24 protein-coding genes and 1 pseudogene are annotated in these 23,901 nt (G+C 41.8%); 8 read left to right on the forward strand and 17 right to left on the reverse strand.

Annotated features, from left to right (window positions below):
- On the reverse strand, positions 1–569 hold a 569-nt coding region (locus AC3WQ3_RS27915; RefSeq protein WP_492474285.1), incomplete at its 3' end, for a TetR/AcrR family transcriptional regulator.
- Positions 570–732: 163 nt separating this feature from the next.
- Here AC3WQ3_RS27915 and AC3WQ3_RS27920 point away from each other — a divergent pair.
- Positions 733–1,608, forward strand: coding sequence for an NmrA family NAD(P)-binding protein (locus tag AC3WQ3_RS27920; protein WP_492474286.1), 876 nt, complete (start codon positions 733–735; stop codon positions 1,606–1,608).
- 463 nt (positions 1,609–2,071) lie between these two features.
- Here the strand turns inward: AC3WQ3_RS27920 and AC3WQ3_RS27925 are convergent, their stop codons facing one another.
- The 3 genes from AC3WQ3_RS27925 to AC3WQ3_RS27935 form a co-directional block, all read right to left on the reverse strand.
- A complete protein-coding gene (locus AC3WQ3_RS27925; RefSeq protein WP_492474287.1) occupies positions 2,072–2,581 on the reverse strand; it encodes a DinB family protein in 510 nt (169 codons plus the stop codon).
- Positions 2,582–3,582: 1,001 nt separating this feature from the next.
- On the reverse strand, positions 3,583–4,353 hold the full coding sequence (locus AC3WQ3_RS27930) for a glycosyltransferase (RefSeq protein WP_492474288.1): 771 nt from the start codon (positions 4,351–4,353) through the stop codon (positions 3,583–3,585).
- A 93-nt stretch (positions 4,354–4,446) separates the two neighbouring features.
- On the reverse strand, positions 4,447–5,136 hold the full coding sequence (locus AC3WQ3_RS27935) for a glycosyltransferase (protein WP_492474289.1): 690 nt from the start codon (positions 5,134–5,136) through the stop codon (positions 4,447–4,449).
- Positions 5,137–5,547: 411 nt separating this feature from the next.
- On the opposite strand from AC3WQ3_RS27935, the gene AC3WQ3_RS27940 reads away from it, so the two are divergent.
- Together AC3WQ3_RS27940 and AC3WQ3_RS27945 are read left to right on the forward strand one after the other, a co-directional pair.
- Positions 5,548–5,718 carry a hypothetical protein gene (locus tag AC3WQ3_RS27940; RefSeq protein ID WP_492474290.1) on the forward strand — a complete coding sequence of 57 codons (171 nt, stop codon included), beginning with the start codon at positions 5,548–5,550 and terminating at the stop codon, positions 5,716–5,718.
- An 11-nt stretch (positions 5,719–5,729) separates the two neighbouring features.
- Positions 5,730–5,909, forward strand: a complete 180-nt coding sequence (locus AC3WQ3_RS27945) for an H-type small acid-soluble spore protein (RefSeq protein WP_336781560.1) — start codon at positions 5,730–5,732, stop codon at positions 5,907–5,909.
- A gap of 907 nt (positions 5,910–6,816) precedes the next feature.
- Here AC3WQ3_RS27945 and AC3WQ3_RS27950 read toward each other — a convergent pair.
- Together AC3WQ3_RS27950 and AC3WQ3_RS27955 are read right to left on the reverse strand one after the other, a co-directional pair.
- On the reverse strand, positions 6,817–8,205 hold the full coding sequence (locus AC3WQ3_RS27950; RefSeq protein ID WP_492474291.1) for an NAD(P)-binding domain-containing protein: 1,389 nt from the start codon (positions 8,203–8,205) through the stop codon (positions 6,817–6,819).
- Between the two features lie 69 nt (positions 8,206–8,274).
- The gene (locus AC3WQ3_RS27955; protein WP_029881702.1) at positions 8,275–8,703 is read right to left on the reverse strand and encodes a MarR family winged helix-turn-helix transcriptional regulator; all 429 of its coding nucleotides are present in this window, start codon (positions 8,701–8,703) and stop codon (positions 8,275–8,277) included.
- A gap of 159 nt (positions 8,704–8,862) precedes the next feature.
- On the opposite strand from AC3WQ3_RS27955, the gene AC3WQ3_RS27960 reads away from it, so the two are divergent.
- Positions 8,863–9,351: an arsinothricin resistance N-acetyltransferase ArsN1 family A gene (locus AC3WQ3_RS27960; RefSeq protein WP_492474292.1), complete on the forward strand. Its 489-nt coding sequence runs from the start codon at positions 8,863–8,865 to the stop codon at positions 9,349–9,351.
- A 720-nt stretch (positions 9,352–10,071) separates the two neighbouring features.
- Here AC3WQ3_RS27960 and AC3WQ3_RS27965 read toward each other — a convergent pair.
- The 4 genes from AC3WQ3_RS27965 to AC3WQ3_RS27980 form a co-directional block, all read right to left on the reverse strand.
- Positions 10,072–10,587 (reverse strand): hypothetical protein, encoded by a 516-nt coding sequence (locus tag AC3WQ3_RS27965; protein WP_492474293.1) that lies wholly within the window; start codon positions 10,585–10,587, stop codon positions 10,072–10,074.
- Positions 10,588–10,638: 51 nt separating this feature from the next.
- A complete protein-coding gene (locus tag AC3WQ3_RS27970) occupies positions 10,639–11,223 on the reverse strand; it encodes a hypothetical protein (RefSeq protein ID WP_492474294.1) in 585 nt (194 codons plus the stop codon).
- 127 nt (positions 11,224–11,350) lie between these two features.
- Positions 11,351–12,376 (reverse strand): leucine-rich repeat domain-containing protein, encoded by a 1,026-nt coding sequence (locus tag AC3WQ3_RS27975; protein WP_492474295.1) that lies wholly within the window; start codon positions 12,374–12,376, stop codon positions 11,351–11,353.
- Between the two features lie 175 nt (positions 12,377–12,551).
- The gene (locus tag AC3WQ3_RS27980; protein ID WP_492474296.1) at positions 12,552–13,481 is read right to left on the reverse strand and encodes a zinc-binding dehydrogenase; all 930 of its coding nucleotides are present in this window, start codon (positions 13,479–13,481) and stop codon (positions 12,552–12,554) included.
- Between the two features lie 114 nt (positions 13,482–13,595).
- On the opposite strand from AC3WQ3_RS27980, the gene AC3WQ3_RS27985 reads away from it, so the two are divergent.
- Positions 13,596–14,501, forward strand: a complete 906-nt coding sequence (locus tag AC3WQ3_RS27985; protein ID WP_492474297.1) for an MmyB family transcriptional regulator — start codon at positions 13,596–13,598, stop codon at positions 14,499–14,501.
- A 511-nt stretch (positions 14,502–15,012) separates the two neighbouring features.
- Here the strand turns inward: AC3WQ3_RS27985 and AC3WQ3_RS27990 are convergent.
- Positions 15,013–15,104, reverse strand: a pseudogene (locus tag AC3WQ3_RS27990) (PadR family transcriptional regulator); the annotation flags it as partial.
- Between the two features lie 219 nt (positions 15,105–15,323).
- Between AC3WQ3_RS27990 and AC3WQ3_RS27995 the strand changes: the two are divergent.
- From AC3WQ3_RS27995 to AC3WQ3_RS28005, 3 genes are all read left to right on the forward strand, one after another.
- Positions 15,324–15,785, forward strand: coding sequence for a nuclear transport factor 2 family protein (locus AC3WQ3_RS27995; protein ID WP_492474298.1), 462 nt, complete (start codon positions 15,324–15,326; stop codon positions 15,783–15,785).
- Positions 15,782–16,363, forward strand: coding sequence for a TetR/AcrR family transcriptional regulator (locus AC3WQ3_RS28000; RefSeq protein ID WP_492474299.1), 582 nt, complete (start codon positions 15,782–15,784; stop codon positions 16,361–16,363). Before AC3WQ3_RS27995 ends, AC3WQ3_RS28000 begins: the two co-directional genes overlap by 4 nt.
- Before the next feature lie 100 nt (positions 16,364–16,463).
- Positions 16,464–16,943 (forward strand): DinB family protein, encoded by a 480-nt coding sequence (locus AC3WQ3_RS28005; protein ID WP_492474300.1) that lies wholly within the window; start codon positions 16,464–16,466, stop codon positions 16,941–16,943.
- A 221-nt stretch (positions 16,944–17,164) separates the two neighbouring features.
- On the opposite strand, the gene AC3WQ3_RS28010 is transcribed toward AC3WQ3_RS28005, so the two are convergent.
- The 6 genes from AC3WQ3_RS28010 to AC3WQ3_RS28035 all read right to left on the reverse strand — a co-directional run bounded on the left by AC3WQ3_RS28010 (position 17,165) and on the right by AC3WQ3_RS28035 (position 23,579).
- Entirely contained in the window at positions 17,165–18,124 is a 960-nt protein-coding gene (locus AC3WQ3_RS28010) for an L-threonine 3-dehydrogenase (RefSeq protein WP_336781574.1), read from the reverse strand.
- A 37-nt stretch (positions 18,125–18,161) separates the two neighbouring features.
- Positions 18,162–19,352, reverse strand: a complete 1,191-nt coding sequence (locus AC3WQ3_RS28015; protein WP_492474301.1) for a glycine C-acetyltransferase — start codon at positions 19,350–19,352, stop codon at positions 18,162–18,164.
- A gap of 786 nt (positions 19,353–20,138) precedes the next feature.
- Positions 20,139–20,837: an ABC transporter permease gene (locus AC3WQ3_RS28020; RefSeq protein ID WP_492474302.1), complete on the reverse strand. Its 699-nt coding sequence runs from the start codon at positions 20,835–20,837 to the stop codon at positions 20,139–20,141.
- Positions 20,838–20,844: 7 nt separating this feature from the next.
- Entirely contained in the window at positions 20,845–21,759 is a 915-nt protein-coding gene (locus tag AC3WQ3_RS28025) for an ABC transporter ATP-binding protein (RefSeq protein ID WP_492474303.1), read from the reverse strand.
- A gap of 179 nt (positions 21,760–21,938) precedes the next feature.
- The gene (locus tag AC3WQ3_RS28030) at positions 21,939–22,877 is read right to left on the reverse strand and encodes a sensor histidine kinase (protein WP_492474304.1); all 939 of its coding nucleotides are present in this window, start codon (positions 22,875–22,877) and stop codon (positions 21,939–21,941) included.
- A gap of 3 nt (positions 22,878–22,880) precedes the next feature.
- On the reverse strand, positions 22,881–23,579 hold the full coding sequence (locus AC3WQ3_RS28035) for a response regulator transcription factor (protein WP_492474305.1): 699 nt from the start codon (positions 23,577–23,579) through the stop codon (positions 22,881–22,883).
- Positions 23,580–23,901 lie beyond the last annotated feature (322 nt).

Here is a 23,901-nt window from a genome sequence, read left to right on the forward strand (position 1 = left end):
TCTATATACTGAGCATTATTAGACTGATTCCTGGAGTAAAGATTATTATACATGACTAACGCAGGTCCAATATCGGAGATTAGCTCTATATCGTCGTCAGTAAGTTGATATTCTTTTACATAAGGTTGGAGAATGGATGTGATCATATTTCTGTAACTCCAGTAAAAAGCATCACGCATTCCTTGATCTAATTGTTCATTTAGAGCGTTACAGATCGCATTCATCGCTTTTTGGTATTTTTTATTATCCTGCATGAATAGCAGAGAAAGCAGATCAATCAATTGTCCACGCAAGTCCTGATTTGTATTTAATTTATTTATGGACGCCTCAAGGGGATTCGTCAACATGGCAGCGTCAATGACAAGTTCCATTTTAGAAGACCAACGTCTGTATATTGTCCCTTTACCGACTTTTGCTTTGATAGCAACTGCATCTATGGTTAATAAGTCATAGCCTTTTTCTGCTAACAATTCTAACGTTGTCTCAAGAATGACCTTATTACGTGACAAATCGAGAGGACGCCCTCTTTTTTCTTCTGTAGGGTATTTTTTTTCATTTTCATGTGACATAAACCTTTGCCACCTTTCCTATAGGTAAAGCTTTGTATTTTAAAAATTAAGTATACCATTTTCTTTCCATAATACGATACTATTGCGTTCTGTAAATAACTTTGCTATGATCCTTTTACGGAACTAAGCAGTTCTATATATAAACAATTTGGAGGAATATGATATGACAACACCAAGAGTATTGCTTATCGGAGCATCTGGAAAAGTCGGTTCAAAAGTTGTTAAAGAATTTGATAAAAACGATAAAGGCGTCATCTTGCGTCTGGCGACAAGTCGCCAAGAAACTGCTGAAATGTGGCAAACTGAGGGTCGTGAAGCCGTAGTCCTTGACCTTAATGAGCCAACAACCTTCGCTGCAGCTCTAGCGAATGTCGATCGGGTATTTTTATTGACTGGTTACACATCGGATATGTTAATACAAAGTAAACATCTAGTCGACGCAGCGGTCGATGCAGGCGTCAGTCACATCGTTCATCTGGGAGTCTTCACCTCCCGTCGTGATCTTATTCCTCACTTTAACTGGCACGACCTTATAGAAACCTATATCGAAGCCAGTGGAATTGCTTGGACACATCTGCATCCGAATGTCATCACTGATAGTATCTTCACACTTCCTGCTTTACAGGAAACGGGTTCATTTTCAGTCTTATGGAAGGAAGCGCAACAAGGCTGGGTATTCGCAGAAGATATTGCCGCTGTGGCTGCTACGGTGTTGCGAGAGGGTCCGGAGAAACATGCCAGTGTTAATTACTATCTGAGCACGGAAGTATTAACCGGTCCAGAAGTTGCTAACATTCTAACTGAGACTTCAGGAAAAAAAATCAATTGTTATACACTCGATCCATCTGTGCTGGAAGCGGAGGTTTCTCAAGTATTTGATGTTGGCGAACGTGCCTACATGGAGAGTGCCGTGATTACAATGAAATTAGCTGTTGCTGGTCAAATGACTGCTCAGATTGTTGTCCGTGACGACGTCTTGACAGTGCTAGGACGTCCTGGAATTACCATGGCGGAATGGGCGCGTCAGAACTTAAATTGACGATTTGCAAACGGAATATGAGATAGTTGATCTGGGCCAGCCTAGTGGGAATAGCCCAGTTACATCTCTCATAACGATGTAGCCCTGTATTTCGCAATGTTTGCATGATATATTTTTTTTAAAGCGTTCTGTTAAGAGTTCTCTGTTCAGCCGGGCAGGTTGTCCTGTGACATTACAAAGATAAAACTTTAGCTGAGGCCGTTTCCCGGTATTCAACCGGGGAACGGTTGTTTAAGCGTTTAGTTTTTTAGGGGGAACGAATTGAAACTGACCTGCACGTTAGTTGAACAAAAGCAGCCGATCACAATGTTCGGCTGCTTTCTTGTTGTCATTATACGCTAACGTTTCTCGTTAGCTTCACCACCTGCGAGCTTCCTGAACAAACGGGGTGGGAAGATCATGCGATAAAGTAAGGACGGAAGCCGGGTTGTACGTGCAGCTTCCGTCCCGATCTTCCTGGCGTCTAACTCAAGTACCGATTTCGAATGATCCCCATGTGATGAAGTTCGTGTCCCGCGCAGACATACGCAAGGGCGCGCGCCGTAATGCTTAAGTTGCTGGCTTTGCCCCTGCGGGACCACGCCTCCGCCGGCAGCCCGCGCAGCAGCGTGATCGACGATTGACGTACAGCCCGGTAGTCTTCGGTCAATTGCGCAATTGTCCAGCTTCCGAAAGGAGGCATGAATAACTCCTGGTCAAAGCTGGGCAGAGTTGTCTGGTCCCCTCTTGAGAATCTGAGCAGGCGGTAGGTCATGATGCGTTCTACGTCCGTGATGTGGCCCACGACTTCTTTCAACGTCCATTTTCCTTCCGCATACCGATACGCGCCCTGGCTTTCGGTCAACGATGCCAGCAACTCTGTCATTTGCTTTTCCTGAATTAGCAGAATATCGATAATGTTACCTTCCGGCACCAACCGGATATACTCGCCGAAGTCCCCGGAGTATTCTTCTTCAGATGGTCTTTGATTCATACGTGGTCCCCTCTCTATGTAGATATAAAAAATCATAGTACCCGTCTTAATTATATGATATCGTCCCTTTAATTTGGCCTCCTTTTAAATGTCTCTTCTGAGTAAGTAGTTAAACTAACCTGCCCGTTAGTTTAAGGATTAACGGGCAAAATAACGATTAGATCTACGCCTATTCGGCAATAGGAACATGTTCTTGTTCAACACGGTAATCGGTACAGGTTCTTGTCCTTGGCTTGGGACAAGAACTTGTACCGATAAAATAAAAAAAGCCGCTTAAATAGCGACTTCAATGAGAGTATCTTCTTGTCCCATGTCCCATTTCGATCGTCGTCAGCGGCTTGCTCGTCGTATCGTAGAAGACGTAAACATTCGGTGAACTGGCAAACGTTAAACACGTCACATCGAAAGCTCCGAATGAAAACTTGCTATTCAACACAAAGCAGTGAGTGACTTTAGAGTGCCCAAAATCCAACTTATTTTTCTATATTATATGTCATTCCATTAAATGTCCTCTACCAATACACTAAATAACAAGCAATTTTAGCACCCCTTAGAATGTACAGCGAGCAAAAAGCCAACGATAATAACCATGAACGGTGGACTTGTGTCGCCTTCGGAGGTGTATCTCAATACTCCGTACTCCTCTTTGGCAGTGAGACTCTCAACCTCGTGTAACGTTGAACTTACAATTTGGTAAATGATAAGGCCCGTGGTTACTAGCCAGGCAGCAATATGTGTGATAATGTGTTTTGTAAATTTGACGCTTGTCACCTTTCTATATACATTTTGGAGAGATAGATTATATTACGAGAGTAGTCAATAACCTTGTTAATTATTCCATATTCTTTTCCGCACCTAGTATTATTGGAAGCTTCGGCGGTACAGACTACAAAGTCCCTTGTCCATTCCTTCTTTGTGACGTTCCTAAAGTTTTCCGGGGCGGATATAATGCGTGATTTCTTTCTTATGCTCAGTCAAAAGTCTATTACCCACAATCACAGTTAGAAAAAGCGGTTCAGGATCTGTTCGATCTCATTTGGCTCTGTGATCTCAGGACCGAAAGCAGCTTTAGGTTGTTTATTGTTATTCCAAGGCTCCAACGTACAAGCATCATGAACATTTGCTATTTTCCAGGCCAGTGCATTGGCAAAGGTTGTACCTGTGTTCTGTCCATGAATATGATTAATCCATATTGGTTCGTTGATATGAATGAATTCCCTGGGAACCTTAAATGCATCGCGCCAGGTATAACGGGCCGCTTGTCCTCTCAAATACTCATCCACTTTGATAATAGTTACACCGTAGCTGGGAAGCCAGAAAAAAAATTTTCCCAGCCGCTTTTGTACCGAGTCGTAGATATAGCCGTATTGCGGTATTAAGGCAACCGTATCTTTGTGAGGTTTATAGGCGTGCAGCTTTTTGATGAAATCTTGGTGATACATATCGTCACTGGACAGATACACGCGGTACAAATACTTGAACTTTTCAATATCTCGGATAATATGAGACTGGTAATCTTTAGGTGTTACAAAGCAGATATTGGACGGCAGGGAAGGATACTTTTTAAGTATCTCATTTATAAGCTTCTCTGACATCGGGTCATACAGCACATAGCAGGTAAAATCCTGAGAAGATTGAAGGAGTAGGCTTTTGAGTGCATATTTCATGAATAAATCTATTCTGTATTCTATCCATCGCATAGTCAGTCGATCCGCTGTCGCTCCCCAGTTATTAAAGAGCATTTCAACAATGAGTTTTTTTTCCTTAGACACGCGCTTAGCCCTCCTTTGATGTTCATGAATGATCTAGGATGTAGAGAGCGGATATTTCCGCTCTCTTTGAATTCATATCAAGTACACCTTTGGTCAGACCATGAATTCCCGTAATACCTGTTCTATCTCGCCTCCATTCAGCCGATCTTTAAGTGGAACCTTTTTTACCGAGGTATTGCTGGAATGAACGACATTGATATAATTGCGTGGAGCCAGCAACTCATGTGGCAGATCGATGACGTTCCCATGAGTGCCTCTGCCCGGTAACTTGATGCGGTATCCTGAGGCGTATTGCTCCGTTTTATACAGATACACATAGAACTGCGGTGAACGATGGAACGTCGGTGCCATCTCATTATTGACGCTGTCCCACAGATATCCGTTCTGGTTGATTAGTGCTATCGTCTCTGGCTTTGGCTGCACGCTATAAAGCTGCTGGACAAACGTTCTGTGGTACAGGTCATCCGAATCCAGTCTGGCAATATAGATATCTTCATGTCCTTCAGCAAAGGAGAGTATGGCGCGAACACTCTCGATATGCGTACCGAAACGGATATTGGCCGGCAATGGTTCCTGCTCTGCCAAAATTTCCTGCATCAAATCTCCTGATTCCTTCGAGAGCTTTACTACGGTCAGGAAATCCTGGTTCGTCTGTGCCTTGAGACAGTTCAGCGTGTATCTGCGAAAAATGTCCATTCTCCGCTCCAACCATTCCCTCGTCAGACGCTGCGGGTCAAAACCGTAGTTGTTGAAGTTAATCTCAATCACGACTTTTCTTGTCATATTTCCGCCTCCTCTTAAAATCTTGTAACCCTTCCTGTCTAAACGAACTTACTGTCTTCATCCAATCCTATCACTCTATAAGTTATGAAAAACTAAACAGGACGAAACGGACACTTGAACTGATCTTGATGAAGGTATGGGGTGAATACCCCACTAGTTTAGACCGAGTGTAAAAAATTGCATGAAAGCTTCCAATTTTACAGCACTAAAATCGAAATGGGTCACCATATGCACCTACTTTACAATCGGCTCTCTCTTTCTGTACATGTTAGGAAGATTCTCCTATCCGATGTAACAACATGGTAATTAAATCACAGTACATGAAAAACTTTTGCATAAGCTCCTACTGTTTGGTGCAATGTAGTGATACAGAGATTATAAAGATCTTATTACAACCATGGAGGGATCGTTTTGGCTAAGAGCAAACAGCAACAAGAGGCGCATGGAATCGGACAGATCGAACAGCAGCTGAATCATCAGATGGAGGCGGCTGCAGAAATTCAAGGACAATTGAAACTCGACCAAGAAATTAAAAAAGCGACGCACCGTCATCTTGATCAATCAAACAAGCTTTCAGAATAAGGAGAACTCTCATGAACAGACAAAGAGCGATTGAAATTTCGGAATCGGCCATTATGAAAAATGTAACTTACCAGGATGCCCCTATCGTAATCCAGCATGTGAATGAGGATGAAACGGCTCGAATCTATCCGATCGGAAACTCGGAGCAGGAAATGACCGTTCCTTTGTCCAGTCTGACTGAGAATCCTTAGAATGCTACGGATTAGGAACGCTATCACCTTTTCAACACACCCTTAAAACTTATTGGTGTACAATAAAACCGGAGCGTTTAAGCTCCGGTTTACAAAACATCTGATAAATTTATTTCATCATTAAAATGAATGTGAAGGCATCGATTTTTAAATTGTGCTATTCATAGTCTATTTTAAGAAGAACATACTCTTTCTTTGCCAGCTTAAACGGATTGAACAGCATACAGCCGTGCTCGGCGCGAATTTCCCTTCTGCAACAAGCGCTTTTCCCCATCCCCTGTGTAGCCTAATTCGCTTTCTCAATCCATTACTGTTTCATCTCTTAAACGATCTGACGAAGTTGGACGTTATAACCGGACGTATAGCTCAAGCGATAGCTATTGCCCAACAAAACGATGAAACGGCTAATCATTATCCGATCATGTAAATGTTTTCGTTTCTGCACACAAATGTATCAATGGTAATCCGCTATACAGTCGATTTTCATTACACAATTGTATAATCATTAATCGGAACCAAATTCTTGTCCTCGGCTAGGGACAAGAATTTGGTTCCAAAACAAAAAAGTCGCCAAAATGGCGACTTCTTCAGGATAACTGTTTCTCTGGGCGAATTCTGAAAAACCTATGCTAAGTAAAGCTTTGAACTTTAGTAAAAGTATCGATATCCCCCTTGATAAAATCCTAAATGAGCGATTAGTTAGACAATAGTTAATTTAACTCAATTTGTATTTTTATCGTTCTTTACTAAATCCATGGTCACTGCAATTTTGATTTGATATATTTTACTGAGTCCCTTATATAAGCAATAACGAATATAAGGGATTTTGTACACCAAAAAAGCTACTGCATCACGATTCGGATCCAGTAGCTCTACATTCTTGATTATCCGCAGCAGGAATTTGATCCTACCTTTTCGTTTTTGAAGGAGAGCAGCAATTTGTAGTGGCTTCTTTCACTTGAACCGGTTCACAGCAGCTGTCCGTGCTACTAGCGCCTTGACTGCAAACCCCCGTCTCCGGCAGTTCCAGTTCTACTTTTTGTGCTGACTCCATATCTCCCACTAGTGCTGCTACAATGGATCTGACTTGCTCATATCCCGTTGCCATTAAAAAAGTTGGCGCTCTTCCATAACTCTTGGCACCTGCGATATAAAAATCCTTTTCAGGTTGGCGCAGTTCTTTTTCGCCATGTGGTCGAACTGTACCGCAGCTGTGCACATTGGGATCAATTAATGGCGCAAGCTCATAAACACATTCTAAGCTTGGGTCCGTTAATACCCGCACTTCTCGCACCATCGATAAATCAGGGCGAGAACCTGTGTTACCTACAATTTCATCGATCTGATCAATAACCACTTGTTCATCTTTAATGGTTCCGGAAACCTGGATCTGTTCACCTTGTTTTTGAAGCTTTTCAATATGAAATGCTGTCAGGACCTTTACAGCACCGGATTCAACCAATTTTTGAATCCGAGTACCCAGTTCACCTCTTGCCTGTAGCCCATCTAATTCTCGCCCGCCATAAACATCCTCGATATTTGATTTGCGAATAGCCCAAATAATCTCAGTCCCCGACTCCTCATTTTGAAGCTCGGCAAGTTCAAGCAACGTGTTAATCGCAGAATGTCCGCTTCCTACAACAAGCACCTTCTTGCCGCTATATCGATTTCCCTCTTTTCCTAATACTGCAGGAATACCGTATGAAATGTGGCTATGAAGCGCTTTTTCCTCTTCTGTAAATATACCGTCTGATCGAAGCGGGTTAGGATTGGACCATGTCCCAGAGGCATCGATAACAGCCCGCGCTTCATAAATAAACGAAGATCCGTTTTGTTCAGCATGGATCACAAACGGCAGTTTCTCACGTCCACTTGTTTTCACTTTGCTTAACCCTTTGCGGCTGATCGCAGTAACTTTCGTATTCAAATGCACATTTGGACTTAATTCAGGCAGCGCAGCCAAAGGTTTTAGATAATGCTCAACAATGTCCTTACCCGTTGGGATCTTTTCGTTTTGTGGAGCAACCCAATTCACCGATAGCAGTAACTCTTTAGCAGCTTTATCGATGTTATACTCCCATGGCGAGAACAGTCGTACATGTTCCCATTTTCGAATGTTTGCCCCAACTTCATCTCCAGCTTCAAACAACATAAATGGCTCACCTTTTGAAATGAGTTGTGCTGCTGCCGCAAGACCAATCGGTCCAGCTCCAATGATCGCAACAGGTAAGTTGCCCTTCTCTTGTACTGGTGCTTCGCAGCAGTTCACATGGTTCACAGGAATATTTTTAATCATTTTTAGTTTCCTCCTCTTAATTATTTGCATTTTGCAAATAATATATTAAATAAAGGGGATAATTATTTATTATCCCAGTGGTGTACAGCATACGCTGGATTTCGCCATACTTTCGTTTAGCAGTTTGACGGCGTTGATGACCATATCCCGTTCAAATTCAGACATATGCGAAAAGACTTCTTTTAAATAATCATTCATCTGCTCATCAATGACCGTAGCAACAAACTTACCTTGTGTAGTCAAGGATAATATGTAAATCCGTCGATCTTCAGGTAAGGGTGTTTTTTGAACCAAACCCAACTTTACGAGACTTTGAACCTGGCGGCTAAACGTCGTGATGTCAATGGAAAGTGCATCTGCCACTTGCTGAATGGATGGATTATGTTTACGATCAATTTCATAAATGATATGACTCTGAACAAGTGAAATATCTAGCCCTCCTGCAGTGCAACAGTTTTTATCCAATAATCCAAAACGCCGTGTCATGATCTGAAACATCTCTCTTACGTTGCTTTCCAATTACCTCACCTCTTGTTATAGTTATACCTTCATTATTTGCAGATTGCAAATTTTTTTTTTATTATTCGTCTTCTTTCCATTTCAAGTTACATTGTGATATATAAAAATATACAAAAGTAAAACGAAGGAGTGATCAACATGGTAATTCTGCGGCAAGCTACCGAAGTGGATCTGGGAAGCATTCTGACTATTTATAACCAAGGTATTGAAGACCGCATTGCCACGCTAGAAACAGCAATCAAAGATGAAGCTTACATGTCTGAATGGTTTAACAAGCACCATGGGCGTTACTCGGTACTTATAGCCGAAGAGAATGATCAAGTGGTCGGATGGGCTTCTATCAATCCATATAATGCTAGAAGCGCGTATGATGGTGTCGGTGACCTCTCCATTTATATTCGTCGTGATCATCGCGGTAAAGGAGTCGGAAAACAGTTACTTCAGAAATTAGAGGAAATCGGTAAACAGAATAACTTTTATAAGTTTGTTCTTTTCACCTTTCCATTTAATACGCTTGGTCAGAGCCTATATCATAAAGCTGGATACCGGGAAGTAGGTGTATTTCAGAATCAAGGCTTTCTGGAAGGAAAATTTGTAGATGTGATGGCTATGGAAAAATTATTATAAGTAGCCGATGGTTCACGAATTACTCGAATACGATACATTAAACTAACTTGCACGTTAGTTTAATGAATTGAAGGGCAAGATGACGATTAGATACACGCCTAATCGGCATTCGGACTATATTTTTGTTCATTCCAGCTATAGTACAAGTTCTTATCCTTGACTTGGGACAAGAACTTGTACCGATAAAGTAAAAAAGCCGCTAAAATAGCGACTTCTGATGTTCTTATCCCTCGACATGATCAATTAATGGTATGATTATAATATCCTATTTTTGATTTTTTTTATTTTGCCGACCGGTCGATAATTTTCAGTGAGGTCCAGCTATGGAGCCTGTTATTCGAGAACTTAAAACCCGTTTTGAAAGTCTGAATCCCTTTGAAATAGAGCAATCTGAATACCTGTGGTCCAGCGGCGAATTGAATCTGGCAGCGATCCGCAACAAGCGGCCGAAGCCCTGGAAACAGAGTTCAGACGCTATGATTCTCAAGCCATGGCGAACGACGAGTTCTTTTGGCCGATGCGTTTATACGAGCTTTCCGACGACCTGTTTCCGCTCAATAATTTGCGTATAAACTTTTACCAATCAATCCTTGACTAAACGAAATGAGTACGTACCAGTCCGTAAATTGCTCTCCATGAATGTTGCTAAAATGTCGTATTTTTCGTTTTTGTTTATTGTAAATAATCTTCTCAAAAACGAAAGCAGCGGCCATTTATTACTTATTCCTTAATACCTAATAGTTCTTTACTTTTGGAGATGATTTCATCATTTTCTTTATTTTCTTTTTTTAACATGTTGTATTTATACATCAATTCTTCCCTTAGTGGACTATCTTGTCTAGTATGTAAAACATCTTCGTTTCGCCATATATCAAACCAAGGAATGGCCTCATTCTCTACAAATAACAATATTTGATTTGCACATCTAAGGATAGAATCCTCATCTTTATGATATCTAAAGTTATAATGTATTGAATATTCATTTTTATATCCATTTGCTTGAATTCCATTTAAAGCTACGTAGTCCAGATCATCTAATAGAAATCGTATCCCCGTATGTACTCTATAGAAGGGACCAGATGTCAATTTATGCAGATGTATAAACTCAATTCTATCCTCGTATAGTCTTGTATAAAAGCTAGGCTTCGTTCTAAAAAAGCCATGAGGCAGTAATAATTCTCTTAGTTTCATTTTTACGAGTTCCCCATGCTTTTTCTCAAGCGACTTATCTTTCATTGTGAATTTCCCCTTCTTAAGTGACTCGACTTGTCTCATTTATGATTACCTTTAGAAAGAGTATCCTCCAGCATTTAAGTACTCCTGGTTCCATTCGTGTACAGGAACCGGAGCAATGCAATTCATGTAATACTCCTTATACTTATCCAACCCGAAATTAACAGAGTATGACCAGTAAAGCCTATGCATCAGATCTTTAGCAGTATGTAATGCGGTTAGTTCATAACGCTCTAAACGTTCAAGTGAATTCATGGGATAGATATCCGTTTCCACGATAGGATTGCCCATCCCCATATCGCCAATTTTGGGATCTATGGACACCAGATTGAATCGACGATTCCCAAAATCCTGGCTAATATAATGTTTGGGTAGTTCCACATCTGTTTTAGGGATCATTGCTGTATCCTTCAATTTTTGCTTTGCTACCAACTTAACAGCTGACTTCAACACACGAATAACTCGAATTTCTTGAATATCCTGTAATTCAACCTTATCCCATGCTGAGATTGAATTCTCCAAAAAAATATTAAACATGATAATATAAGGCTTTTGGAGTAATTGAACAACTGTTGAAACTGAGTCTGTCACAGGTACAAAATAAATATCATTTTCTTTCCAGCTGAATCGATTTAACATAATGTCTCACGCCCCTTTAATCCATTTTTGTAATGTAGAAGAGATCCTTTTCTACTAGTACATCGTCTTCGGAAAGTTTAAGACATGCCTAGTCTTGTGCACCACTTGTAGATTTTCGAAGTTTATTTTAGCCTATATGATTTTTTAAATGTAATAGCCACATGGACTTCATTCGCTTGTTTTCAGCAATATTCTCATAGAGGATATGCTCCTTTCCTGCTTGATTAAACCAGTTGCGTAATGCTGCAATCCTTCCTTTATTAAAATCAATAAACCGAAAATCCAATTGTTGTAAGTACTTCATTTCAACTAAAGCCTCTAAATCCTTGGCTTTAATACTTGTGGAAATTTGCCTTAGTTCTAACATTTCAAGAAGTTGTGCTGACCACAAATGATCTATATGTTTTAACGCTTTCATATTATCCAGTTCCAGCTGTCTAAGGTTATGCATTTTAGAGAAATCACATAAAGCTTCCACCTTAGACAAAGATAATCGTAAATAAGTAAGATTATGCATTGAAGCTATATCATCCAAATTCGTTAAGTTACGTATATTAGCTAAGCTAAGTATTTTAATAGTAGAATTCGCAAGTACTGCAAGGGATCCTTTCAAGGTACAATCATGTATAAATAGACACTCCAATTGGGTTAATCGAAGAACAAAATCAACTTCATGAATAGTAGTACTCAAAATGAGTGTATCAAGTTCAGTTGCATCGCCTATCGGCGTTAAGTCTGCAAATTTTCCATTTAACGAGAGATATTGAAGATTTCTAAAGTTTGAAATAAAGTTAATGTTTACCGGCATGGTACTTGTAATTGATAAAAACTGCAATCGCTCTAGTTTACCAAGCATACTCAGATCAATATGGTGAAGAAGATTTAATTGTAAAGCTGTTATATGCTTTAAATCAGCTATAATCTGTAATAATTCTTCTGTGTAACATCCTTTCATATCAATTTGACGAACAGATAATACTAAATCCGGACGTTTAGCAAATACATGCTTATCTAACTCTTCTAAATCTTCGAGCTTATCTATATCAATTACAAATGAAATAAGCGCCCGATGTCCCAGTTGCTTAATCGCTTTATTCATTTTCCCTTTAGTCCAAGGTGCACCATGCATAGAACTTGTCCATACATCTCCCATATTGATTCCCCCAATCCTTTTTTTGCTACCCATAGTCTATCTAAAAATGATCGTTAATCAAGCTATCAGAATCTCTATCTGGGATAGTTTTAATTTTACTGCATTTTACAGGGAATCAATATGGTGAGCAAGTTCATGATTTTATTAGTTCTTTAACATCCTACAAGGTTCATATTTAGATCGTTAGCACAGCTTTGCCTGTAAAACGGCGATGGATTAATTGACGTGCCACGGAATCAATCTGCTCCCAGGATTCTTGGACCGCGATACCCGTCTGCAATTTCCCTGCTCCAACCAACCGAGTGAGCATGGCAAGATCTTGCGAAGGCGCATGGTGGTTCATTTCTTCACCGAGAAAAAAGCTATACAACGTCCTTCCGCCTAAACCGACCATGTGCAAAGTAGAGGTATCTGAAGAAGAATGACCCAGGGATACGCAGACGCCTTGTGGGATCAACTGTGGGAAAAGAGCCGCGAGTGTATCTCCGCCAACGGAATCGATGATAAAGTCATACGGGCCATTCGTTGCGATGGCTTTCGTCACGTCTTCCCCAACAAGGACTTCATTTGCGCCAAAAGCCATTGCTTGCTTGGCCTTGGACTCGGAACGTGCAACGCCGATTGTATAAGCTCCAGATAAGGCACTCAATTGATGAGCGAATGCACCGACCCCTCCGGTTGAACCTGTAATTAACACTCGCTTGCCTAGCAAGAGTCCTCCTTTACGCAAGGCGTACAGAGCAGAGAGGCCTGCAACTGGTAAGGCAGCAGCTTGTTCGAAGGTGATCTCATCTGGAATTTCAGCAAGAGTCAGGGCAGGTACCGCGATTTGCTCCGCCCAGGCTCCCGTTAGCAATAAACCGACTACACGGCTTCCTTTCTTCGGGCCGACCCCGTTTAAGGCCTCCTGGCGTACAACACCGGAGAAATCCCAGCCGGGCCTGCTCGTTTCCTGGCGCAGGATGGCATCGACGACTTCGCCGCGATTAAGCGAGAAGGCTTTAACTTCCACGATGGTCTCCCAAGGTTGTGCTTGCGGTGTTTCTACTTCCTGAATAGTGAATGGATTCTTGTTGTGCGGGTTGACAAAAATCGCACGTATCATCATAATTCCCCCTTTTTTCAACACATGGTGAATTGGTATACTTTGTAGTATATCCGCAGGAATTTCATTTCCCAAGTGCAGAACTACACCTGTTTTTTGAAAGGGGAGAACAACATGCCGACATCAAGTCAAGATAGTAGTGCTGCTGAATTAAAGCGTGTACTAGACACGATTGAACGGCTTCGGATACAGCGGCAACAGAACCCGGGTAAGATTGCCTCCCGGATCCAGAACATGAAGCGATATACCCAACAGGAATTGAATGATGAGGCTTGCGGCACATACAAAAACTTGCTGACAGGACGTTCACAGCGCTTGCCTGATCGTCAAACCCTTATGGACATCGCGAATTATTTGGATTGCACAGGCGAAGAACGGAATGATCTGCTTCTATCCGCAGGTTATGTACCGATTCCCCTTCCCTTATCTGGCCGACAATTGGACCGGGTTCTGGACCAAGCCAGATCCATGCTGCATCAGTTGCCTTATCCGGGGATGATCGTGACCGATGTGCTGGATATCGTCGGATTTAATGAGGCTTTCTGTAATTTGTTTGGTCTGTCCAATTTTGCATCCAATCCGCCTAATATGATTGATCTTCACTTTAATGAGGCTATGCCTATCCGAAAGGCTTCTTCCTTTGACGAAAAGTCACAGGCCCGCTGGGAATCCCATGGAATTGTTGGCATTCAAGCCTTTAAGAGCCACCACCCAGCTCTATTTATTGACCCTAAATATGCGCGTTTTCATAGGATGATGGATAAATACGCAGAGCTGCGCGAATTTTGGAATAGAGAGGCATGGACGATTGAGCAGGATTTAAATACGGCGAAACACTTCCTCGCAAGGCAGCCGTGCTCAGCAGAACGTAAACCTATTCAGTATAACCAATTACACCTTGCTGTGACCTATCAAGCTTACCCGCGAATCGAATTCTTTGTACCGGCGGATGAGTCCGCACGGCAAGTGTTTGCTGCTTGGGGTTGTGCTACTGATTGCTCATTTAAAAGTTGGCGCTAAGTATGATATAAATGGCCATTTGAACATGTGAAACAGTTTGTATCTTGAGAAGGCCAAGTATGAAAGAGGGAGAAGGAACGTACGCATTAGCTCAAGAAAAGAGTAGATGCAATTCCTAATAAATTGAAGGACAGAAATAGCAAGCCGTGCAAGAAATGCCGACAGCTTGTTATCTTCTACCCCACACCCAATCAACTAACTTGGCAAACTTGAAGATCGATGATTAAAGTTATAAATGCATACGAACAGTAGCTGGTGAGATAGAACAGAAAGGAGCCCTCGAATGATGGTTCCTTTCTGTTACAACACTTTTCAAAAAAAATTATATTGTGCTTTTGAAGACTAAACAAAACCTCCGCTCTTCACTTTACCACTAATAGTGATACGGTTCACCGCGAATGATCTTCTACTATCCTACCGTTAGCTTAATGAATTAAAGGGCAAATTACGATAATATATATATCTATTCCTGCGTTTCTCTCATTCCTAGTTTACAATTCCCTCTAATCACCATACAACTGGCTGCAAAAATCACAGTATCTTTACTTGTTTCATCTATCTTCTGCATTACGGCATAGCCATGGAGAGGTTGACGTAATGCATGGTTTCAGACAAAGGTAATAATTTTTGCTACATATCCGCACCCTCTATTCAGTACGACTATAGCTATACTGAATAGTCAACTACAAGGAATTCACATTTGTCAGATAAAGCAATCTGATATGTTGAGAGAATAACTGAGGCCCACACTAATATGAACTTGCATTTATAAACCGATCGGTTTATACTGATACAAACGGTATAGAAAGCGAGGAAAATGTAATGAATAATTTAACTCCCCCATTCACTCGTGAGACAGCAATCCAAAAAACGCGTATGGCCGAAGACAGCTGGAATAGCCGAGACCCTCAGCGTGTCTCACTTGTGTATACTGAGGATTGTTATTGGAGAAATCGGAGCGAATTTATAACAGGCCGCCAAGAAATTGTCTCTTTATTAACTAGAAAATGGGCAAAAGAACTGAACTACCGCCTGATCAAGGAGCTTTGGTCATTTACGGATAAACGTATTGCCGTTCGATTCGCATATGAATGGCATGATGATAGCGGCAATTGGTTTAGATCGTATGGAAACGAGAATTGGGAATTCGCTGACGACGGCTTGATGAAGCGTAGATTTACTTCGATAAATGACATGCCGATTAAGGAAGAGGAACGAAAATTTCATTGGCCTCTCGGCGCGCGCCCTGCTGAACACCCAAGCCTAAGTGAGTTAAACCTATGACTCGCACTGTTTTTGAAAAATCTGATGTCATCCCTCTCATTACTGAGGTATTTCGTGAATTAGGTTATGAGGGGGCATCTTTGAGTAAAATTACGGCCCGGACGCGTCTATCTAAAGGAAGCTTATATTATTTCTTTCCGGGTGGAAAAGATGAGATGGCTGCTGAAATTCTTGCTCATATTGATCAATGGTTTATCAAGAACATTTTTGAACCGCTCGAACAGAATGAACCCCGGGCAGCCATTGATCGTATGTGGCAAGAGGTCGATACTTATTTTCAATCTGGTCAGCGTATATGCCTAATTGGTGCATTCGCATTGGACGATACAAGAGATCGATTCGCTGCTGTAATTCGGCAATATTTTATACGATGGATTCAAGCCTTAAGCGCGGCACTAGTTCAAACAGGTATCTCCAAAGAGACGGCTGAACAAATTTCAGAGGAAACAATTGCTAGTATCCAAGGGGCATTAATTCTAAGTAGAGCACTTCATGATGAATCCTATTTTGAACGTGCTTTGGCAAATTTATCACAACGAGTCTCAACTTCTATTTCTAAAAGCAACGCTGGTCACTGACGTAAAAGTGTTTTTAGTAAAACTGGTTGAATTTCTTCACCCAAAAAACAAGTGATTTTTTCTTAACGATTCCTTAGAGACTTTATAGGGGGGCAATACCATGAGCAATGTTGTCGCAGATCAATTGGGATTTGTTCGCCATCAGGCAGTTGAATATGTGAGGACTATAAATGACTCTGCCTCAGAAATCATTCCACCAGGTTTAAAAAACAATATAAAATGGAATCTAGGCCACATGTATGTTATACATGAAAAGTTCGCTTTCCAACTTGCAGGGGAAGAAACCAATTATCCTGCTAATTTTAGCAAGTGGTTTGATCCAGGAACGCAACCGTCTGACTGGAATATAGAGCCTCCATCGTTGTCTCAAATAATCGATTTGTTAACTAATCAAATTAAAAGGGTTGAATCGGTACTTTCAAGCAAATTGAAAGAAGAAATCAAACCTCATTACAAGTCTTCTACAGGACTTATCTTTTCAAACGTAGAAGAATTACTGGCTTTTCTGATTTACCATGAAGCAATGCACTTTGCAACAATTAAAAATATCAAGAGCATAATTGACAGTTTGGATTCGTAAAGAATCTGTTAAAAACGAATGTCTCACTATGAGATACTGAGTTATCTTATTACATTATTAATTAGTGTCATTGCATTAAACGAACAAACCGACCTTAAATTCGACTAAAAATCGGATTAAGGTCGGTTTTTATAACTTCACCTTTCTAATCAGAATGGGAACATGTTTTTTCCATTCAGGCAATCTATTTACACGTTTTGCACTGCCAATTCATAATAACTTTAAGCCTTGCGAAGCATTTGTCTCTCGCTTAGCTGTGAAAGCATATCCTTCGTCATGGCCTTCAAGTCGTAGCGGGCATGAAATCCCCATTCTGTTTTCGCTGCCGTCGCATCAATGGAATGCGGCCAACTATCGGCAATTGCCTGTCTTTTCGGATCAACCTCATAATCGAGGACAAAGCCGGGTAACTCTTCTCGAATCGCTGCAGCGATTGCCTCCGGATCCACGCTCATTGCAGTAACATTAAATGAGTTTCGGTGCGTCAACCGGGATGAATCCGCTTCCATTAAATCGATGATTGCATTCAGGGCATCGGGCATATACATCATGTCCATGTTTGAGTCCTTGGCAATATAGGATGTATACCGGCCAGTCGTTACGGCTGCATAATAGATTTCCACCGCATAGTCTGTCGTTCCTCCGCCGGGAGGCGTCATATAAGATATCAAACCTGGGAAGCGCAGCCCTCTGGTATCCAGGCCGTATTTGTGAAAATAATAATCACAAAGCAGTTCACCGGACACCTTGTTTACGCCGTACATCGTATTGGGCCTCTGGATCGTATCTTGCGGGGTATTGTCTTTTGGAGTCGAAGGACCAAAAGATCCTATGGAGCTTGGAGTGAACAATTGGCAGCCGAGCTCTCTGGATATTTCAAGTGCATTCATCAATCCGCCCATATTCAAATTCCAGGCAAGCAGCGGTTTCTCCTCTGCGGTAGCCGACAGCAGCGCTGCCAGATGGATGACAGTATCCACTTCGTACCGCTTGGCGATTTCGAACATCGCCTTATCATTCGTCACGTCCAGCAGCTCGAATGGTCCGGATCGGGTAATTTCGTGGGCTGATGGCCTGAGGTCCGTAGCAACAACGTGATCCGCACCATAAATCTCACGTAATTTCATAACTAACTCAGAACCAATTTGGCCCAGTGCTCCAGTCACCAAAATCTTCTCCATAAGGCATTCCTCCCGAAATAGATTTCCGCAAATGCATCTAAATCAGTTTCATTTCCTTGCCAACTTTCTCATAAACAGAGATCACCTGGTCAAGCATCTCCCTAGTATGGGCAGCCGTCGGCATGTTCCGTATTCTCCCGGTCCCTTTCGGGACTGTCGGAAATACGATTGCCTTGGCGTACACGCCTTCTTCATAGAGCCGTTTGCTGAACTGTTGAGTAGTTACTTCATCGCCAATGATACAAGGTGTGATCGGTGTTTCGCTTTGGCCTACATCATATCCAAGCCGTCTCAAGCCATTTTTCAGATCATGACTGTTCTCCCATAGCTTCTCGATAAGCTCCTTGTCATTCATCAAAATATCAACAGAAGCGCTACAAGCAGCGATTGCAGCTGGAGGTAGCGCTGTCGAGAACAGAAACGGACGACTTCTCTGCTTCAACCATTCGATTAGTTTTTTCTTCCCCGCCACATAACCGCCGACAACGCCGATCGCCTTGGAAAGAGTACCAATTTGAAAGTCAATGCGGTCGGACAATCCAAAATGTTTCACGGTTCCTGCTCCTGCTCCCAGAACGCCCGAACCGTGTGCATCATCGACATAAGTAATCAGATCGAATTCTTCTGCTATTTCCACGATTTCGGGAAGCTTTGCTATATCACCATCCATGGAGAATACGCCGTCGGTAATGACCATAATTTTCTGGTACTGACCGGATGCCTTAGCAGCTTTCGCCTGCTCTCTTAAATCGTTCATATCTGAATGCTTAAAACGAATGACCCTGGCTTTCGACAGTCGGCAGCCATCAATAATCGAAGCGTGGTTCAGCTCATCGGATAAAATCGCATCATGCTGGTCCATCACCGCGGATATAGCAGCCATATTGCAATTAAATCCCGATTGATATACGATAACGGCTTCTGTTTTTTTGAAACTTGCCAGCTTTTCTTCAAGTTCATTATGCAAATTCATCGTGCCATTAATTGTTCTCACAGCCCCTGCGCCTGCGCCGAATGTCTGCGACGCTTTAACTGAAGCATCAATCAGGCGAGGGTCTGTTGCCAATCCCAAATAGTTATTGGAAGACAAATTGATTAGAGACTTTCCATCGATAATAATTACCGGACCATTTGCACCCTGGAGCGTATCAATGACGTTATATAGACCTTTATTCTTTAGATCTTCGATTTTCGAACTTAAAAATTGGTCCAATACTTGACTTGACATTCGATTCCCTCCTCGATATACGATTGTCCTCACACAGGAGACATTTTATTCTTCGAAAAACCTTGTTATAAAGGGGTTTAGACTGATTTCAATGTAGCATCTTTTTTATTCATTGTACACATATGGAGGACAAAAATCACAAAAATACGCAAATATACATAGTGATTATCCCCCATCCCCAAAAGCAATCGCTATCAAATTTTTAAGCGCTTGCCGAGGTTAGGCTCCCTTGACCACTTAGATAGTTATCTAATCGGTAATCGGACTATGTTCTTGTCCATTCCGGCAATCGATACAAGTTCTTGTACTTGGCTCGGGACACGAACTTGTACCGATAAAATAAAAAAGCCGCTAAAATAGCGGCATTAATGGGAACATGTTCTTGTCCCTCGACATATTAAAAAGCATATATACAAACGTAAAACTTCTCAAGATCACCCCATTCTTCTGATATTACATGTGTAAACTTTAACTCTGGAACTATCAAATGTCCATCTTCCTTTTCCATTTAATTCGTACTGCTTTAAAATAACCTGCCCGTTTGTTTCAAACGCATTTACTGTGTAAAAAATCAGGCCCCCATCCACATCGGACGGATCCCAACTTCATTTTATAACTCCTTGGCAGGCCTTTAATCTTCTCAAAGTACGGGGTCAACTTAAAAACGCCGCATAAGTCTGTGAGTCAATAGCAGGGTTCCGTCCCAGCTTTTCTCTATAACTCAATCTATCTCCATTAGGCATCAAACCGTTTTAACTTCAATCGTCATCACGCCACATTCTTTCGTTAAAAATCCCCAAGTTTATTTATGAACTTTACGGATAAAATGACGCTTGCCACACCCAATACACTGAAAATGACATATAGAAAGTCCGGACTCAAAGTAATCCGCAGCAGCCCGAGAAAATTAGGAAACTGCATCAGGAAAACTGCACAAATGACTGTCGGGATGACCGCCCTCTTCCAGATTCCGAACAAAAATAACGGAATTAATGAGGCAAGCGCTGCGGCGATGGAGTGTATAATCATTCGGATCGCATAGTTCGTCAAATCAGCTGCTGTTGGCGTTCCCCGAATAACATCCATAACCTGGTTGAGCGCAAAGGTCACAATACCACTAACTCCAAAGGACACCAGGGTACCGATGAAAACCGCCAACACAATAAACAGCACCTTGGCCATAACAAGTCTTTTTCGGCTGAGTGGATATCCGAATGATAGAGCTATCGTCTTATTCTTGTATTCTTCAATAAATACATGATTGATCAGGGACGCTCCGAACAAAATAATCCCCATCTGAATGGCTATCATCAGGTCCAAAGCCGCAGCATAACTCTCTCCAAAACGAACGTTTGGCATATCGGCAAAAACGACCTTGAGAAAAAATACCGGCAAGAACATGAGTATAAGCCAGTACGTTATCGCTTCACCAATCACTTTCTTACGCTCCAGCTTCCTCCATTCCAGCTCGATTAATTTCAGCATATCGGATTCATTCCTTTCCCTGAATTTGATGATAGAAATAGTCTTCTAATGTACTGTTAACTTTTTGGATCTCCTCGATTTCAATCTCATGCGCAATCAGCAGCTTTGTAATTTGACTGGTCGATACGTCCGTATCATACACTCGGATTCGCTGATCTTGGACGATTTTGATATTGGATATTCGAAGCTCATGTTCAAGTAAAAAGGCGGATTTCTGCACGTTCGAGGTTAAAAGTTCAATATAGCCGGTACGCTGCCTTCGAATATCGGATAATGTGACTTCGTCGACCAATTGACCGCGTTGAATAACGCCGATTCTATCGGCCACCTGCTCAATTTCCCCTAGGATATGGCTGGACAGGACAAACGTAATCCCATATTCCTGGTTCAGCGTTCGAATCAAATCCCTCATGTTTTTAATACCGATCGGGTCCAGCCCGTTCGTGGGTTCATCCAGCACGATCAATTCCGGTCTGGTGATTGCGGCCCTGGCAATGCCAAGACGCTGCTTCATGCCAAGCGAGAAATCCTTCACTTTTTTATCTTCAATCCCTTCCAATTTCACCAGATCCAAGGCTTTACGTATTGCTCTCTTATCGTAATAACCCAAGTATTCGCAATGAATTTGGAGATTCTCCATGGCCGTCATGTGCTCAAAAAATATTGGATATTCAATAATGCTCCCGACCCTCTTGAGGCCCTCTTTCGAGGTTTCTGAAAATTTCTTACCAAACAGCATAATCGCACCGGATGTCGGAAGAATGAGTCCCGTCAGCATTTTCATGATGGTTGTTTTACCTGCGCCGTTAGGACCCAACAAACCATAAATCTCGCCCTTTCTTACATTTAGATTGACACGTGATACAATGGATTTCCCTTTTACGGTTTTGCTCAAATCCGTAGTTTGAATAATGAAATTCATGAGGACCACCACCTGTGTTGACAATTTGATTTCTTTTGTTATTTATCTCCATCTTAGACCAGAGAATGGACTTATTCCTTTCCCATTCCTTACATGTTTCTTAAGAATGAAGTGAAAAGAGGGCGGCTGAAATAAAAAAGAGACGTTGAACAAAAGAACAACATCTCTTGGATGAATCGCTAGAAGGGTAATTGCTTGAATTTGCAAGTGAAAATGGTCTTTTGGTACGGCTCCGAGCTGCTTAGACTAATCCACCCGTTCATTTCTTCCGTTAGGCGCTTGGAAATACTGAGTCCCAGGCCGCTTCCTTGAAATTGCGGATTCCGTGCATCGTCCAAGGTATAGAGTCTTTCGAATACACGTTCCTGATGGATCTCTGCAATCCCTTTGCCCTGGTCCCACACGTCTACGACCACGTACTTCCCTTCTTCACGAACCGTTAACCCGAACACACCGCCGTCGCTTCCATACCGAATGGAATTTGATATTAGATTGCTTAGTATTCGATGCAGCGCATCCTTGTTACCATGAAAATAAAAGGGTAGCTCCGGTATGTCTATCTCAACCCGAAGATTTCTGGAAACCAGCAGATCGTAAAACTCAAGAACGCTGTTCCGGCAAACCTCGCTCAATGATATTTTGCTAAGCGGAATATCATAATCCTCCGACTCGATTTTGACAAGATCGAAAAATTGGTTAAGCAAGGTGATCAGACTGTTTACTTTTGTATTCAACCGCTGAATGACTTGCTCTTCTTCTTGTGCGGTTAATGCATTTTTATCATTCAGTTTTTCCGTGTACCCGAGAATCACTGTTAGCGGCGTCTTCAAATCATGAGACATGTTCGAGATCATTTTTTTTTGGCTGTCCTTCGTTCTTGCATAGTCCGCAAATACCTTTTGTTTGTTATCCAGCAGACGGTTAATTTGTGTGAGCAGCTGCCTAACGGCATGGTCGCCTGTGGGTACTAACACTTTCTCGGCCGTATTCTGGTCCAAAATATCGGATATTTTATTCGTAATCTCCAGGATGCTTAGATTTCGCTTCTTTTCTCTATAAAATAGCACTCCAATAATTCCAACCAATACGGCAATAATGACGGATAAAAGAAGGACCACGTACTAATCCCCCATTCTATATCCGATTCCCCAAATCGTCCGAATGTATTGCGGAGCTGATGGGTCCTCTTCGATTTTCTCCCGGAGTCTCCGGATATGTACATTAATTACGTTCTCATTCCCGTAATAATCTTCTTCCCAGATAAGTTGATAAATTTGCTCCTTGGTGAACACCCTGCTCTGATGGGTTAGGAACAGTTTTAAAATATGGAACTCCTTGGCAGTGAGCGGCATGCTTTTTCCTTTTACCTTTACGGAGAACGAATGCAAGTCCAGAATGAGATCCTTAAACGTAATAACGAGGGGCTCGCCAGGTTTGTTTTCCGTTTCCGCGTATAACGTTGCCCTCCGAATGGCCGCCTGAACCCTGGCTGTCAATTCGATCATGGAGAAAGGCTTGCTTATATAATCATCCGCGCCAAACCCAAGGCCCATGGCCTTGTCTAGGTCGCTGCCTTTCGCAGAAATAATCAAGACAGGAACTTTGCTGGTCTCTCGGAAATGTTTGAGTAGTTCCATGCCGTTTACCTTGGGGAGCATCAAATCGAGCAAGATCAGATCGAATTTCTCTTTTTGAAAAAGCGCGAGTGCTTCTTCGCCATCGCGTGCCGATGCTACGCTATAATGATCCTGTTTTAGCTGTTCTTCAATCAACAGATGGATGTCGTTGTCATCTTCAACGAGCAGAATGCGTTTTTCCATATCCTAAGACCTCCTGATCATGCTCTGATCCATTTCACTTCACGGTTCAATTGCGGTCCCTAAACCAAGAGCCTGCTTTCGATTTTAGCACAAATTGGCATATTCTAGTAATCAATCTGGATTAAGAAATTGCAAAAAACTCCCTCATCATGCCGTGGCTTAATTGGTGAAACAAATAAATCCGCGGATTTTTAATACCATGTATGTTGACGAATTTGCTACTGTTTTTGTTATTTAAACCTTGCAGCAACGTGATCAGATTTCAGAGAATATTTCGAAGGAGGTATGTTTTCTTTAGAACCATAGTTAGTTGAGGTTTGGT

The sequence above is a fragment of the Paenibacillus sp. FW104-T2 genome, from assembly GCF_058789975.1.